This is a genomic window from Blastococcus sp. DSM 46786, from assembly GCF_900109665.1.
Lineage (GTDB): Bacteria > Actinomycetota > Actinomycetes > Mycobacteriales > Geodermatophilaceae > Blastococcus > Blastococcus carthaginiensis.
Genome location: NZ_FOAO01000002.1, coordinates 216,998 through 231,311, shown reverse-complemented (window position 1 = coordinate 231,311; position 14,314 = coordinate 216,998). Strand labels below are relative to the sequence as shown.

16 protein-coding genes and 1 tRNA gene are annotated in these 14,314 nt (G+C 75.8%); 9 read left to right on the top strand and 8 right to left on the bottom strand.

All coding sequences use genetic code 11. From position 1 onward, the window contains the following. The first annotated feature begins 38 nt into the window (after nt 1–38). Entirely contained in the window at nt 39–437 is a 399-nt protein-coding gene (locus BMW62_RS03160) for a DUF5313 family protein (protein ID WP_091929369.1), read from the top strand. On the opposite strand, the gene BMW62_RS03155 is transcribed toward BMW62_RS03160, so the two are convergent. Continuing rightward, a tRNA-Thr gene (locus BMW62_RS03155) sits at nt 437–509 on the bottom strand. The genes BMW62_RS03160 and BMW62_RS03155 overlap by 1 nt on opposite strands. A gap of 106 nt (nt 510–615) precedes the next feature. Here BMW62_RS03155 and BMW62_RS03150 point away from each other — a divergent pair. Continuing rightward, nucleotides 616–1,497, top strand: a complete 882-nt coding sequence (locus BMW62_RS03150) for a polysaccharide deacetylase family protein (protein WP_091929368.1) — start codon at nt 616–618, stop codon at nt 1,495–1,497. A 104-nt stretch (nt 1,498–1,601) separates the two neighbouring features. Further along, nucleotides 1,602–2,054, top strand: coding sequence for an SRPBCC family protein (locus tag BMW62_RS03145; protein WP_211434951.1), 453 nt, complete (start codon nt 1,602–1,604; stop codon nt 2,052–2,054). A gap of 60 nt (nt 2,055–2,114) precedes the next feature. Here the strand turns inward: BMW62_RS03145 and BMW62_RS03140 are convergent, their stop codons facing one another. Beyond that, on the bottom strand, nt 2,115–2,786 hold the full coding sequence (locus BMW62_RS03140) for a hypothetical protein (RefSeq protein WP_091929366.1): 672 nt from the start codon (nt 2,784–2,786) through the stop codon (nt 2,115–2,117). Between the two features lie 148 nt (nt 2,787–2,934). On the opposite strand from BMW62_RS03140, the gene BMW62_RS03135 reads away from it, so the two are divergent. The 3 genes from BMW62_RS03135 (at nt 2,935) to BMW62_RS03125 (ending at nt 6,418) form a co-directional block, all read left to right on the top strand. Next, nucleotides 2,935–3,708: an ABC transporter permease gene (locus BMW62_RS03135; RefSeq protein ID WP_091929365.1), complete on the top strand. Its 774-nt coding sequence runs from the start codon at nt 2,935–2,937 to the stop codon at nt 3,706–3,708. 108 nt (nt 3,709–3,816) lie between these two features. Beyond that, a complete protein-coding gene (locus BMW62_RS03130) occupies nt 3,817–5,094 on the top strand; it encodes a S1C family serine protease (RefSeq protein ID WP_091929364.1) in 1,278 nt (425 codons plus the stop codon). A 43-nt stretch (nt 5,095–5,137) separates the two neighbouring features. Then, nucleotides 5,138–6,418, top strand: coding sequence for a DUF445 domain-containing protein (locus BMW62_RS03125; protein WP_091929363.1), 1,281 nt, complete (start codon nt 5,138–5,140; stop codon nt 6,416–6,418). A gap of 21 nt (nt 6,419–6,439) precedes the next feature. Here BMW62_RS03125 and BMW62_RS03120 read toward each other — a convergent pair whose 3' ends face one another. The 6 genes from BMW62_RS03120 to BMW62_RS03095 form a co-directional block, all read right to left on the bottom strand. Further along, nucleotides 6,440–6,871, bottom strand: a complete 432-nt coding sequence (locus tag BMW62_RS03120; RefSeq protein ID WP_091929362.1) for a CBS domain-containing protein — start codon at nt 6,869–6,871, stop codon at nt 6,440–6,442. Nucleotides 6,872–6,969: 98 nt separating this feature from the next. Continuing rightward, entirely contained in the window at nt 6,970–7,962 is a 993-nt protein-coding gene (rlmB, locus tag BMW62_RS03115) for a 23S rRNA (guanosine(2251)-2'-O)-methyltransferase RlmB (RefSeq protein ID WP_244523804.1), read from the bottom strand. Then, a complete protein-coding gene (cysS, locus tag BMW62_RS03110) occupies nt 7,944–9,347 on the bottom strand; it encodes a cysteine--tRNA ligase (protein WP_091929360.1) in 1,404 nt (467 codons plus the stop codon). The genes rlmB and cysS overlap by 19 nt, the downstream gene beginning before the upstream one ends. A 10-nt stretch (nt 9,348–9,357) precedes the next feature. Further along, nucleotides 9,358–9,879: a 2-C-methyl-D-erythritol 2,4-cyclodiphosphate synthase gene (gene ispF / locus BMW62_RS03105; RefSeq protein WP_091929359.1), complete on the bottom strand. Its 522-nt coding sequence runs from the start codon at nt 9,877–9,879 to the stop codon at nt 9,358–9,360. After that, nucleotides 9,876–10,559 (bottom strand): 2-C-methyl-D-erythritol 4-phosphate cytidylyltransferase, encoded by a 684-nt coding sequence (ispD, locus tag BMW62_RS03100; RefSeq protein WP_091929358.1) that lies wholly within the window; start codon nt 10,557–10,559, stop codon nt 9,876–9,878. The genes ispF and ispD overlap by 4 nt, the downstream gene beginning before the upstream one ends. Before the next feature lie 38 nt (nt 10,560–10,597). Beyond that, nucleotides 10,598–11,080, bottom strand: a complete 483-nt coding sequence (locus tag BMW62_RS03095; protein WP_091929357.1) for a CarD family transcriptional regulator — start codon at nt 11,078–11,080, stop codon at nt 10,598–10,600. A gap of 130 nt (nt 11,081–11,210) precedes the next feature. On the opposite strand from BMW62_RS03095, the gene BMW62_RS03090 reads away from it, so the two are divergent. From BMW62_RS03090 to radA, 3 genes are all read left to right on the top strand, one after another. Continuing rightward, nucleotides 11,211–12,059, top strand: a complete 849-nt coding sequence (locus BMW62_RS03090; RefSeq protein WP_091929356.1) for a UbiA family prenyltransferase — start codon at nt 11,211–11,213, stop codon at nt 12,057–12,059. A gap of 135 nt (nt 12,060–12,194) precedes the next feature. Further along, entirely contained in the window at nt 12,195–12,746 is a 552-nt protein-coding gene (locus BMW62_RS03085; protein WP_139206178.1) for a copper chaperone PCu(A)C domain-containing protein, read from the top strand. Between the two features lie 111 nt (nt 12,747–12,857). Then, nucleotides 12,858–14,222, top strand: coding sequence for a DNA repair protein RadA (gene radA / locus BMW62_RS03080; protein WP_211434950.1), 1,365 nt, complete (start codon nt 12,858–12,860; stop codon nt 14,220–14,222). The last annotated feature ends 92 nt before the right edge of the window (nt 14,223–14,314 follow it).

The window sequence follows — 14,314 nt, the reverse complement described above, 5'->3', positions numbered from 1 at the left end:
CCGGCCGCGTGCGGCCGGATGGGCCTACCGTCGAGGGCGTGAGCACGCGGCACCCCGGCCTCCTGCAGTGGGTCTGGTACGCGTACGGCGGGGGGCTGCCCCGCGAGCTGGCACCGTGGGTGCTGGCCGACACCACCCGCAGCACCTGGGTGTGGCGGCACCTGACCCGGGCGCTCGTGCAGCTGCTGCCGTTCGTCGTGGCGTGCCTGCTGCTCGTCCCCGTCCCGCTGGCCTACCGGGTCTCCGCGGCCGGTGGCGGGCTGCTGCTGGGCCTGCTGTTCTCGCTGGCCTACATGGTCGAGACCACCGAGCACCGGGTGGCGAAGGCCGGCTACGAGCCGGGGACGGCGGCCCGGCTGCGCGCCGAACGGGTCGAGCGGGCGCGGGTGGAGCGGCTCTCCCCCTACCGGCGCGACGGCGCGGGGAGCTTCGACTGAGCCGACGAGGGGACTCGAACCCCTAACCGCCCGATTACAAGTCGGGTGCGCTACCAGTTGCGCCACGCCGGCGAGACGTGGGGACAGTCCCCGGGACGAGTCTAGGGACAGGGCGACCGGCGGGGTCCTGCGCCGCCCTCGGGGTTGCGAGCCGTCGGGGTGCTGCCATCGTCACCTGGTGGCCCAGCAGGCGAAGCCGCCCGAAGGGGAGACGCAGGGGCAGACGGCCGCGCTGGCGCTCGGCTTCCCCGCGGGCGCCCGGGTCCTGATCGTCAACTGCGACGACCTCGGCCTCCACCCGTCGGTGAACGCGGCCGTGCTCGAGGCGGTGCGGCAGGGGGTGGCGAGCTCGACGAGCCTCATGGTCCCCGCCCCGGCGGCCGCGCAGGCGCTGGAACTCCTCCATGCCGAGCCGGAGGTGCCCTTCGGCATCCACCTGACGCTGACCCGCGACGGCCCGGCCCACCGCTGGGCACCCGTGAGCGCCCGCGACGACGTCCCCTCGCTCCTCGACGAGCACGGGCTGCTGCACACGGGCGCGGAATCGGCACAGCTCCTGGAGCGCGCCCGCATCGAGGAGGTCGAGCGCGAGCTGCGGGCGCAGATCGACACGGTGGTGCGGCACGGCCTGGACCCCACGCACCTGGACTGGCACGTCATGGCCGACGGTGGACGCGGCGACGTCCTCGAGCTGACGATCGCTCTGGCGCTGGAGCACGGACTGTCAGCCAGGGTGTGGCTGGACGACGGGCGCCGGCGTGCGCGGGAGAGAGGGCTACCGGTCGTCGACCACGACTTCCTCGACAGCTTCGCGCTCCCGGTCGCCGGGAAGGACGACCGCTTCCTCCAGTTGCTGCGCGAGCTGCCCGCCGGCCTGAGCGAGTGGGCCGTGCACCCGGCCCTGGGCACGGAGCCCACCACGGCGGCCGACCTGGGCTGGGCGGTGCGTCGCTCCGACCACGCCTTCCTCGTGTCCCCGCTGACCCGCGACGTCGTGGCGGCGGAGGGCATCGTGGTCACCGACTACGGGCGGCTGCAGCAGGTGTGGTCCCGTGCCTGACGTCATCCCGGGCCATGACGCTCTCCCTCGATCCCGTCGTCCCCCGGTGGCAGGCTGACCGTGCCGCAGAGCGGCGGCGCGAGGAGCCGAGGGAGGGAGCAGCCGTGCAGGAAGTGGAGGTCCGCCAGCACGTGGCGGCGCCGGTGCAGCGGGTGTGGCAGGTGGCGACCGACCTGACGGGTTCCCCGCACGTGCTCCGCGGGGTCGATGCCGTGGAGGTGCTCACCCCGGAGCCCTTCGGCGTCGGTACGCGCTGGCGGGAGACCCGCACGATGATGGGCCGGTCGGCGACCGAGGAGATGGCCGTGACCGCGGTGGAACCGCAGCGCTCCTACCGGGTCGAGGCAGCGAGCCGGGGCGCCCACTACGTCTCGACCTTCGCCGTCGCCCCGTCCGCTGACGGCGGCACGGACATGACGATGACCTTCGGCGGCCGGCCGACGAGCAACGTGGCGCGGCTGCTCGGCGCGGTCACCGCGCCGCTGGGACGCCGGGCCGTGACCAAGGCGCTGCAGCAGGACCTGGACGACATCGCGGCGGCCGCCGAGCGAGCCTGACCCGGCTCGCCCTCGGGCCCGGTCACCCTCCCGGTGGTCGCGCTGCCCGAGGGACGCAGGTCAGGCCGCCTCGGTCTCCGTGCTGGGGTCGGCGCGCGGCGGCGTGCCGCGGACGAAGCCGGTCGGGTCGACGCTGCCCAGCGGCCCGGCGGCCAGCCAGCGGGCGAAACCGTCCGGGTCGCGGCGCTCCAGCTCGTCGAGCACCTGCGCCCGCCGGGTCACCACCCGCTGCCGCGCCGCGGGCGCCAGGGGGCGCTGCAGCTGGGCACCGGTGCGCCGCCACTCCTCCCCCAGGGCCGCCGTCGACGCACCGGCCACGGCGGCCGCGGACCCGGCACCGGTGCCCGCCGGCGGCACGGCGCGGAGTGCGGCCTCGCGCCGGTCGCGCGCCCACCGGAGCACCGCCCAGCCGGCGGCGCCGGACCCGACCAGCAGCAGCGCCACCGCGCCACCGGCCAGCACCGCCGTCCCGCTCACCACCAGCAGGGCCCCGATCGTCACGGCCGCCGCCTGGCCCGCCGACTCGAGCACCGACCGGCCTGCCGGCCTCGGCGCCTCGCGAGCCACCCCGGCGGCCACGCACCCGGCGAGCGCGCCGGAGACGCAGACCGCCACCAGCCCCGGCCCGCGGAGCGCGATGCCGCCGACGACCGCCAGGACGGCCGCGCAGACCAGACCGAGGCCGATGAGGAACCGGACGAGAGGACCACGGACGGGCACGGACAGCTCCACGAGGCCGACGGGACGGGCAGCGGGCCGCGGGTGCGGACCCCGGCTCAGGCCCGCCCACTACCCGCCCGCGGGCGCTGCTGCACACGGAGTTGCGCGAACTGCCACCCGCACCGCCGGGAAGCGGAGGTGACCAGGCAGGATCGGCGCCGTGGGGTCCTCGGTGGTCGACGTCGACCTCCGCCTCGGTGTCGTCCTGGTCGCGCTGACCGCGCTGGCCGCCGTGAGCGGGCGGCTGTCCGGGCTGGGTGAGGGCCGCTCGGTGCTGATCGCGGTCGGGCGCGCCACCGTGCAGCTCGCCGTCGTCTCAGCCCTGCTCCTGGTGGTCGTCGGGTCGCTCTGGCTCTCCGCCGCCTTCGTCCTGCTCATGGTGTCGGTGGCGACCGCCACCGCGGCCGGGCGGGCCACCGGCCGGCCGCTGCGTTCGCCCGGCGCCATCGCCCGGCTGACGGCCACCGCCGTCCCGGTGATCGGCGGCGCCGCGCCCGTGGTCGCCCTCGTCCTGGCCAGCGGCACGGTACCGCTGCGCGGGGAGGCGGTGATCCCCATCGCCGGCATCCTCATCGGCGGCGCCATGACCGCCACCTCGCTCGCCGGCCGGCGCCTGCGCGAGGAGCTCGGGCAGCGGCGCGGCGAGGTGGAGGCCGCGCTCGCGGTCGGGCTGCTCCCCCGCGACGCGGTCCTGCTGGTCGGCCGACCGGTCGCCGGCACCGCCCTCGTGCCGCCCCTCGACCAGACCCGCACGGTCGGGCTGGTCACCCTGCCCGGGGCCTTCGTGGGCGTGCTGCTCGGTGGCGGCAGCCCGCTGGAGGCGGGGGCGGCGCAGCTGCTGGTGCTGGTCGGGCTGCTGGCTGCCGAGGTACTGGCCGTCTGGGCGGTCACCGAGCTGGTCGCCCGCGGCCGGGTGCTCCCCATCCCGCGCTGATCCCGGCATCCAGGAAGCTCACAGCACTCCTCCAGCGTTGCGCCAGAGGAAGGGCCGACAGTGGGTTCCGACGCAGCGGCCGCACGGCTGCGAGGAGAGGAACGACGCGTGACCGAGCACCAGCACCAGTACCCCGGCGCGGGACAGCAGTTCGCCTGGCAGCCGCCGACGCCGCAGCCGACGACGCCCCAGCCCGTGCCGACCCCGGGCTACCCCGGGTACGGCGGGCTGCCGACGCCCACGGCCGAGCCGGCCGCCCCCCGGCGAGGGAGCCGGCTGCGGATCGGCCTGGCCGGCCTCGTCGCCGGCGCCCTGATCGGTGGTGGCGCCGGCGCCGGCGTGATCGCCCTCGTCGACGAGCCGGCCGCGGGCGGCGGGTCGACGACGACCGCGCAGAGCGTGACCATCGAGAACCCCGACCGCGCGACCACCGCCACGGCCGCCGCGGCCAAGGCGGCGCCGAGCGTCGTCACCGTCTACGTGAGCACCGGCTCCGGCGCGGGCAGCGGCTCCGGCGTCGTCCTGACCGCCGACGGCTACGTGCTCACCAACAATCACGTCGTCGCCGAGGGGGCGAGCGGGGCCGGCTCCGTCCAGGTGCGCACCGCCGACGGCACCCTCTACGACGCCGAGGTCGTGGGCACCGACCCCGCCTTCGACCTGGCCGTGCTGCGGCTGGACGACGCGGAGGATCTCGTCGCCGCCACCTTCGCCGACTCCGACGAGGTGCAGATCGGTGACGTCGCCGTCGCCATCGGCGCCCCGCTGGGCCTGTCGAACACCGTGACCGACGGCATCATCAGCGCCACCGGCCGCGCCGTGGCCACCGGCTCCACCGGCTCCACCGAGGACGACGCCACCGCGCTCGAGGCCACCGTGCTCGACGCCATCCAGACCGACGCGGCGATCAACCCCGGCAACTCCGGCGGGGCGCTGGTCGACGGCGCCGGCGAGGTGATCGGCATCAACACCGCGATCGCCACCGTCGCCTCGGGCACGCCCGGCGGGCAGGGGCGGAGCGGCAACATCGGCGTCGGCTTCGCGATCCCCGGCAACACCGCGCAGCGGGTGGCCCAGGAGATCATCGAGACCGGCACCGCCACCCGCGCCTACCTGGGCGTCCGGGCCGGCACCGCCGCCGACGACCAGAACCGCGAGGTCGGCACCGGTGCCGAGGTGGCCACCGTGGAGCGGGGCAGCGCGGCCGAGGAGTCCGGGCTCCAGCCCGGGGACGTCGTCACCGCCGTCGGGCAGCGCCCGGTCACCACGTCCACGGAGCTGACCGCCGCCATCCGCAGCCGGACCCCCGGCGAGACGATCGAGCTGACCGTGCGCCGCGGCTCGGGCTCCCGCACCATCGAGGTCACCCTGGGCGAGACCAGCTGAGACCTCCGGCGACCGCCCGGCCCGGCTCCCTAGGCTGGGCCGGGTGGCCGCCCCCCGACTGACCGTCCCCCTGGCCGGCTCGCTCGACGACCCGGCCAGGGCTCGCGACCTGGCCCGCATGAAGCGGCTGGCGACCGGCCTGTTCCTGCTCGCCGCTCTGGTCTTCCTCGCCTGCGTCCTGCTGGGTGAGGACGCCGGCGCGTGGGTCGGCTACGTCCGCGCGACGGCGGAGGCCTCCATGGTCGGGGCGCTGGCGGACTGGTTCGCCGTCACCGCGCTCTTCCGGCACCCGTTGCGGCTGCCCATCCCGCACACCGCGATCATCCCGCGCAAGAAGGACCAGATCGGCGAGAGCCTGGGCACCTTCGTGCAGGAGAACTTCCTGACCCGCGCCGTCGTCGCGGAGAAGCTCGCCACCATCGACGTCCCCGGCCGGCTGGGCGCGTTCCTCGCCGCCCCCGGGCGGGCCGAACGCCTGGGTGGCGATGCCGCCACCGCGCTCACCGGCCTCACCCAGCTGCTCAAGGACGACGACGTGCAGCCCGCCGTCGCGACGCTGGTCGAGCGCAAGCTGCACGAGACCCCCGCCGCCCCCGCGCTGGCCCGGGTGCTCGAGCTCGTGGTCGACGGCGACCGGCACCAGGAGGTGCTGTCCGCGGCGATGCGGCTGACGGCCCGGTTCCTCGACGAGAACCGGCTGGTGTTCCGGGCGCAGCTGGGCGACGCCTCCCCGGCCTGGGTGCCCGACTGGGTGGACGACCGGGTCTTCGACCGGGCCTTCGCCGGGGTGCACCGCTTCCTCGCCGAGGTCGCCGCCGACCCGCGCCACGAGCTGCGCCGCGCCTACGACGCCCGGCTGCGCGCCTACGTGCACGCGCTGCGCACCGACCCCGCCACCGCCGCCCGGGTGGAGGAGTTCAAGCACGAGGTGCTGGCCCACCCCGCGGTGCGCGACTGGTCGGGCTCGCTGTGGACGACGGCGAAGGACGCGGTGCTGACCGCCGCGGCCGACCCGACGTCACCGCTGCGCGCCCGCGTGACGGGGCTGATCCTCGACGGCGCGCGCCTGCTGCAGACCGACCCGACCGTGCGCGAGCTGGTGCAGCGGCACAGCGGGCAGGTGGCGGGCTATGTCGCCGAGCGCCTCTCCGGCGACCTCGCCGACCTGGTCAGCAGCACCGTCGCCCGGTGGGACACCGACGAGACCAGCCGGCGGATCGAGTTGCAGGTGGGCCGCGACCTGCAGTGGATCCGGGTCAACGGCACCGTCGTCGGCGGGCTCGCCGGCCTGGTCATCTACACGGTGGCCCAGCTGCTCGGCTGAGCGTGCTGCCCCCGCGGGGCGTCAGGAGGTCTGGATGTAGTCGACGAGCTGCTGCCGCTCCGCCTCCAGCTCGTCCAGCCGCGCCTTGACGACGTCGCCGATCGAGACGATGCCGACCAGGACGCCGTCGGCGACGACGGGGACGTGCCGGACCCGGTGGTCGGTCATCGTGCGCGCGAGGCCGTCCACGGTGGCGTCGGGCGGGCAGACGTGCACCTCGGTGGTCATCACGCTGGACACCGGGTGCGTGAGGAGATCGGCCCCTCGGTCGTGGAGCCCTCGGGCGACGTCCCGCTCGGAGACGATGCCGTCGATCCGGCGGCCGTCGGAGGACACGACGAGCGCACCGATCCCCTCCTCCGCCAGCAATTGGAGGGCGGACCGGATGCTCGCGGACCCGTCGACGGTGGCGACCTCGGACCCCTTGCGCCGGAGCAGTTGGCTGATGCGCACGCTGTCCTCCTCGGGAGCGGTGCCGGGAGTGTGCTCCTGCCCCGACGCGGGTGCAACGGTGCGGCGCGCGGACTGCCCGGCCCGGCGCAACCGGGTCGCTAGCGGGCGTCCGGACTGCGGCGCATCGCGGTCTGGTACAGCGCGATCCCGGCGGCGACGCTGACGTTGAGCGACTCGGTCTCGCGCGAGATCGGGATGCGGACGACGACGTCGCACTTCTCCCGGACCAGCCGCGACAGCCCGGTGCCCTCGGCGCCGACGACCAGGGCGACGGCGTCGGCGAAGCCGTCGTACTCGTGCAGGTCGACGTCACCGTCACCGGCCAGGCCCACCGTCTGCAGCCCGGCGTCCTGGTAGGCGGCGAGCGCCCGCGGCAGGTTGACCGCCCGGGCGACGCGCAGCCGGGCCGCCGCACCGGCGCTGGTGCGCCAGGCCGACGCCGTCATCCCCACCGCGCGGCGTTGCGGCACGACGACGCCGTGAGCGTCGAACGCGGCCGCCGACCGGACGACGGCGCCGAGGTTGCGCGGGTCGGTCACCCCGTCCATCGCCACGATCAGCGGCGCCCGGCCCGAGTCACGGGCGATGTCCAGCAGGTCGTCCGGGTGGGCGTAGTCGTAGGGCGGCACCTGCAGGCCGATGCCCTGGTGCAGGGCGCCCTGCGCCATGCGGTCGAACTCGCCCTTGCCCACCTCGAGCAGCGGCAGCCCGCGGTCGGCCGCCAGCGCGAGGGCCTCGGCGATCCGCTCGTCGGTGCCGCCGCGCGTGGTGTCGCCGGTGACGACGTACAGGGCCGTGGCCGGGATCTGAGCGCGCAGCGCCTCGACGACCGGGTTGCGGCCGAGCAGCAGCTCCGGCGTCTCCTCGGCGCGCTGGCGGGCGCGGGCGCGGTCGGCCCGCTGGCGCGCTTCGGCCTGGGCGCGCCGCTGGGCGGGGTGCCCGGTGCGCATCTCGGCGGGCGGGGTGGCACCGCGGCCGGCGAGCGACCGGCGGTTCTTGCCACCGGTCCCGGCGGTCGCCGTCTTCTTGCCCGCACCGGTCGTGCGGCCGCGGCGCTGGCTGTTGCCGGCCATCAGCGGGTCAGCTCCCATCGGGGTCCTTGCGGGGTGTCCTCGACGGTGACGCCGAGGGCGGCGAGCTGGTCGCGGATCGCGTCCGCCGCCGCGAAGTCCTTGCGTGCCCGGGCCGCCTGCCGCTGCTCGAGCGCCAGCGCCACCAGGCCGTCGGTCGCCCGGGCCAGGCGGTCGTCGCCGCCGGCGGCGGCCCACTGCGGGTCGAGCGGGTCCAGCCCGAGCACGCCCAGCATGGCGCGGACCGAGCCCAGCGTCCCCGCGACCGCCCGGTCGTCCCCGTCGGCCAGCGCCGTGTTGCCCTCGCGCACCATGTCGTGGATCGCGGCGATCGCGGCCGGGGTGCCGAGGTCGTCGTCGAGCGCGTTGCTGAAGTCGGCGCAGAGCACCGGAGCCCCGGCGTCGGCGCCGACCCGCTCGGCCGCCCGCTTCACGAAGGACTCGATGCGGCGGTAGGCCTGACCGGCCTCCTCCAGCGCGGCGTCGGTGAATTCGACGGTCGAGCGGTAGTGCGGCGCGACCAGGTAGTACCGCAGCTCCACCGGCCGCACCCGCCGGACGACCTCGTCCACCAGGGCGGTGTTGCCCAGCGACTTGCTCATCTTCTCGCCGCCGAGGGTGACCCAGCCGTTGTGCAGCCAGTACTGCGCGAAGCCGTCACCGGCGGCCCGGGACTGCGCCTGCTCGTTCTCGTGGTGCGGGAAGCGCAGGTCCAGTCCGCCGCCGTGGATGTCGAACTCGGGGCCGAGGTACTTCCCGGCCATCGCCGAGCACTCCAGGTGCCAGCCCGGCCGGCCGCGCCCCCACGGGGTCGGCCACGAGGCCGTCGCCGGCTCGGCGGGCTTGGCGGCCTTCCACAGCGCGAAGTCTCGGGGGTCGCGCTTGCGCTCGTCGCTGTCGGTGTCGGCGGCGGGCTCGAGCGCGTCGAGCCGCTGGCCGGTGAGTGCCCCGTACCCGGGGAAGGAGCGGACGTCGAAGTAGACGTCGCCGTCGACAGCGTAGGCGTGCCCGCGCTCGATCAGCCGCTGCATCAGCTCGACCATCTCGGGGACGTGCCCGGTGGCGCGCGGCTCGTAGGTGGGCGGCAGGACGCCGAGGACGTCGTAGGCGCGGGTACTGGCGCGCTCGTTGTCGAACGCCCAGGCCCACCACGGGACGTCGTGCTCGCCGGCCTTGGTGAGGATCTTGTCGTCGATGTCGGTGACGTTGCGGACGTAGGTGACCTCGAAGCCCCGCGCGACCAGCCAGCGGCGGAGGACGTCGAAGGACACCGCCGCCCGGACGTGCCCGACGTGCGGCGGGCCCTGCACCGTGAGACCGCAGACGTAGACCGACGCGTGACCGGCACGCAGGGGCGTGAAGTCGCGGACCGCACGGGCGGCCGTGTCGTACAGGCGGAGGCTCACTGCCGGGAGTCTACGGAGTGCCTGCGGCCCCTTCCGCCTGCGGCGAGGCCGCCTCCCCCGTCCGGATCACCAGCGCGGTCGCCACGGCGGCCCGCCCCTCCCCCCGGCCGGTCAGCCCGAGGCCGTCGGTGGTGGTGGCCGCCACGCTGACCGGGGCACCGAGCGCGGCCGAGAGCGCCGCCTCGGCCTCGGCCCGGCGGGGGCCGAGCTTGGGGGTGTTCGCGATCAGCTGGACCGACGCGTTGCCGATCTCCCAGCCGAGGGCGGTGACCACCTCGCGCACGTACTCGAGGACGGCGATGCCCGCAGCCCCTGCCCAGCGCGGGTCGTCGGTGCCCAGCAGGCCGCCGATGTCACCGAGCCCGGCCGCGGACAGCACGGCGTCGGTGAGTGCGTGGGCCACCACGTCGCCGTCCGAGTGACCGGCGCAGCCGTAGGTGCCGGGCCAGTCGAGCCCCGCCAGCCGGCAGGGCCGGCCCGCGACGACGGGGTGGACGTCGGTGCCGATGCCGACGCGTGGCAGTACGGTCACGGGTGCACCTCGCTCGCGGTCAGGCCCACGCTCAGCTCGGCGAGCGCGAGATCGTGGGGGACGGTGATCTTCGCGGAGCGCTCGTCACCGGGGACGGTGCGCACCGGGACGCCGGCGGCGCGGACGACGGCGGCGTCGTCGGTGAGCTCGGCGGCGTCGTCGAGGGCGGCGTAGGCGGCGACCAGGGTGGCGCGGTCGAAGCCCTGCGGGGTCTGCACCCGGCGCAGCGGCGCCCGGGGGACGGCCTCGGCGACCACGCCGTCGTCGTCCACCAGGACGGTGGTGTCGACGACCGGCAGCACGGGAACCACGGCGCGAGCACCGCCGGCGAGCGCGTCCAGCACCCGCGCCACGGCCTCGGGCGGGGTGAGCGGCCGGGCGGCGTCGTGCACCAGGACGACGTCGGCCCGCGGGCCGGCCTCGGCGAGCCCGGCGCGCACCGACGCGGTGCGGGTGACGCCGCCGTCGACGAGCTGCACCGTCCCGGGCAGCGCAGCGGCGAACGCGGCGCGCTCCGCGGGCGGCACGGTGACGACCACCTCGTCGACGCCGCCGGCGAGCAGCGCATCGACGGCCCAGGCGACCAGTGGCCGCCCGGCGAGCGGGACCAGTGCCTTCGGCTGCCCGGCGCCCAGACGCGAACCGCTCCCGGCCGCTGCGACGATGGCGACAGCGTGCACGGGAGCGGTTCGGTGGGATCTGCGCGGACGCGGAGCGCTCAGCTGGCGAGGACCTCGTCGAGCAGGACCTCGGCCTTGTCCTCGTTGGTGCCCTCGGCGAGCGCGAGCTCGCTCACCAGGATCTGGCGGGCCTTCGAGAGCATCCGCTTCTCGCCGGCCGAGAGGCCGCGGTCCTTGTCGCGGCGCCACAGGTCGCGGACGACCTCGGCCACCTTGTTGACGTCGCCGGAGGCCAGCTTCTCGAGGTTGGCCTTGTAGCGGCGCGACCAGTTCGTCGGCTCCTCCGTGTGCGGGGCGCGGAGCACCTCGAACACCCGGTTGAGCCCCTCCTGACCGACGACGTCGCGGACGCCGACGATCTCTGCGTTGTCGGCCGGCACACGCACGGTGAGGTCGCCCTGGGCGACCTTCAGCACGAGGTAGGCCTTCTCTTCACCCTTGATCGTGCGCTTCTCGATCGCCTCGATGAGCGCGGCACCGTGGTGCGGGTAGACGACGGTCTCGCCGACAGTGAAGCCCATGTGGATGTGACCCCTTTCGCTCCCCCAAGGTTAGCACGGCAGACTGACCAGCGGATCGGCGCCGGGCAGCAAATATGCAGGTCAGCGGCCTGAGTCGACGCGTCGGAGGGGTTGACAGAGCGTGGTTGATGTGCCTGCGGGCGCCGCCCGGCGGGGCGCGACGACCCGCGCGCTGGTCCGCGCGACCCACCTCGGGCCCACCCTGGCGGTCACCACCGCGGCCACCCTGCTGGCCGTCGCCGCGGACGTCCCACCGGCGCGCACAGCCCTCCTCTGCGCGGCCGTACTCGCAGGTCAGGCGTCCATCGGCTGGAGCAACGACTGGCTCGACGCCGACCGCGACCGCGCCGTCGCACGGGCCGACAAACCGGTCGTGCAGGGCGCCGTCGCCCCGGCCGTGCTGCGCGGCGCCGCCCTCGCTGCCGCCACCGCGGCCGTCGTCCTCTCGCTGCTGCTGGGCCCCCTCCCCGGCGCGCTCCTGCTGCTGCTCGTCGCCAGCGGGTGGGCCTACAACGCCGGGCTCAAGCGCACCGTGTGGTCCGGTGCGGGTTACGTGGTCGGCTTCGGGGCGCTGCCCGCCGGGGTGGTCGCGGCCGCCCCCGGCACGCCCGCACCCCCCTGGTGGCTGGTGGCGGCCGGTGCGGCGCTCGGTGGCGCGGCCCACCTGGCGAACGTCGCCCCCGACCTCGAGGACGACGCGGCCACCGGGGTCCGCGGGCTGCCGCACCGGCTCGGGGCGCAGGTCTCCGCGGTCTGCGGCGCCCTCCTGCTGGCCGGGGCGTCGCTGCTGCTCGTGCTGGCCCCGCCGGGCCCACCCGGGCCCACCGGCTGGGCCGCCCTCGCCCTGGCCGTGCCCGCGGCCGCGGTGGCCGCCCTCGCGGGCACCGCGCGCTTCCGCGGGCTCGCCTTCCCCGCCGTGATGCTGCTGACGGTGCTGGACGTCGCCCTGCTGGTCGGCAGCGGGTCGAGCCTGGCCTGACGGGCTCCGCGGGGCGCCGGGGCGCGGCGCAGACGGCTCCCTGCGGGCAGGCCCGGTGGCCGACCGATACGCTCGGCAGGTCTCCGCGCCACCGATCCCCGGTGGCCGGCACGGTCCTGCTGGAGGTCGACAGCCGTGAATCGCGCTCTGCGCGCCGCCACGATGGGCGTTCTGCTCTTCTCCCCCCTCGCCCTCTCGGCGTGCAGCGCCGGCCAGGTCACGCAGACCGTCGAGCAGGAGCGCGACAGGGTCGGCGCGATGGCCGAGGTCGGTGACCTCACCCTGCGCGCGATCAACGTGGCCTCTCCCGACGGCGGCGCCTACGAGGCCGGCGACGACGCCTCGCTCCAGGTCGCGATCATCAACGACGGCAACGAGGACGACACGCTGATCGACGTCTCCGGCGAGGGCTTCGACGAGGCGGTCATCGGCACCTCCGTCGCCGTTCCTGGCACGACGGGCGGTTCGGACGAACTGGAGATCCCGGCCGACGAGGCCGTGTTCGTCGGCGTCGACGACCCCCGCACCATCACCCTCAGCGGCCTCGACGAGTCACTCACGAGCGGCGGGTCCGTCGATCTGACCTTCACCTTCGAGGACGCCGGCGAGGTCACCGTCGCGGCCCCGGTAGCGGCTGCCGGCGAGGTGCTCGAGCGCGGGGAGCACTTCGACTTCCACCACGAGTAGCACGCCCGAGAGGCCGACCCAGGCCACCGAGATCGCCGATGGCGGCTCCTCCCGGGAGCCGCCATCACGCGTTCCCGGGAGTTGTCGGTGCCGGCGGTTAACGTCCTCGGTGTGCCCTCCCCCGCAGTGAAGTCCCGCCCCGCCCACCGCTGCACCGAGTGCGGCTACGCCTCGGCCAAGTGGGTCGGGCGCTGCCCCGAGTGCCAGGCGTGGGGCACCCTGCAGGAGCTCGGCGCCCCGGCCACGGGGCTGCGGGCCGTCTCGGCCGGCCAGGTGAGCGCGCCGGCCCGGCCGATCGCCGAGGTGGAGCTCGCCGGCGCCCGCGCCGTGCCGACGGGGATCGCCGAGTTCGACCGCGTCCTCGGCGGCGGGCTCGTGCCGGGAGCGGTGCTGCTGGTCGCCGGGGAGCCCGGGGTCGGCAAGTCCACGTTGCTGCTCGAGGTGGCGCACCGGGTCGCCGCGGCCGGCGGCCCCACGCTCGTGGTCTCCGGCGAGGAGTCGGCCGGCCAGGTCCGGCTCCGCGCGGAGCGGATCGGCGCCCTGCACGACCGGCTGTACCTCGCCGCCGAGACGGAGCTGTCCGCGGTGCTGGCCCACGTCGAGGCGGTCAACCCCTCGCTCCTGGTCCTCGACAGCGTGCAGACCGTCCGCTCCCCCGCCGCCGAGGGCACCGACGGCGGCTCGACGCAGGTGCGCGCCGTGGCCTCGGCGCTGACCGGCGTGGCGAAGACCCGGGGCATGACCACGATCCTCGTCGGCCACGTGACGAAGGACGGCGCCATCGCCGGCCCGCGCACGCTCGAGCACCTGGTCGACGTCGTCGTCTCCTTCGACGGCGAGCGCCATTCGACCCTGCGCATGGTCCGGGCGACGAAGAACCGGTTCGGCCCGGCCGACGAGATCGGCTGCTTCGAGATCGGCGACAGCGGGGTCGTCGGCGTGCCCGACCCGTCGGCGTTGTTCGTGTCGCGGCGGAGCGACCCGGTCCCCGGCAGCTGCGTCACCGTCACCCTGGAGGGCAGCCGGCCGCTGCTCGCCGAGGTGCAGGCCCTCGTGGCGAGCACGAGCGGTGGTGGCTCCCCCCGCCGGGCCGTCAGCGGGCTGGACTCCCAGCGGGTGGCGATGGTGAACGCCGTGGTCGAGCGTCGCGGCCGGGTCAAGCTGGCCGACGCCGACGTGTTCGCGGCCTCCGTCGGCGGGGTGCGGATCGCCGAGCCGGCCGCCGACCTGGCCCTGGCGCTGGCGATCGCCTCCGCCGCAAAGGACCACCCGCTGCCCCCGGGGCTGGTGGCGCTCGGCGAGGTCGGCCTCTCCGGGGAGATCCGCCGGGTCGGCGGCACCGGGCGCCGGCTGGCCGAGGCCGCCCGCCAGGGCTACCGCGTGGCCCTGGTGCCGCCGGACGCCGGGGCCGCGCCGGCCGGCATGCGGCTGATCGAGGTCCCCGACCTGGGTGCGGCCTTCCACCGCATGTTCTGAGCCCGTAGGGTTCCGCATGAGAGCGCGGGGCGGACGCCCCCGCAGCCCGAGCGTGCCCGGCCCCTCACGCGGGTACGTAGACTCGGCTGCCG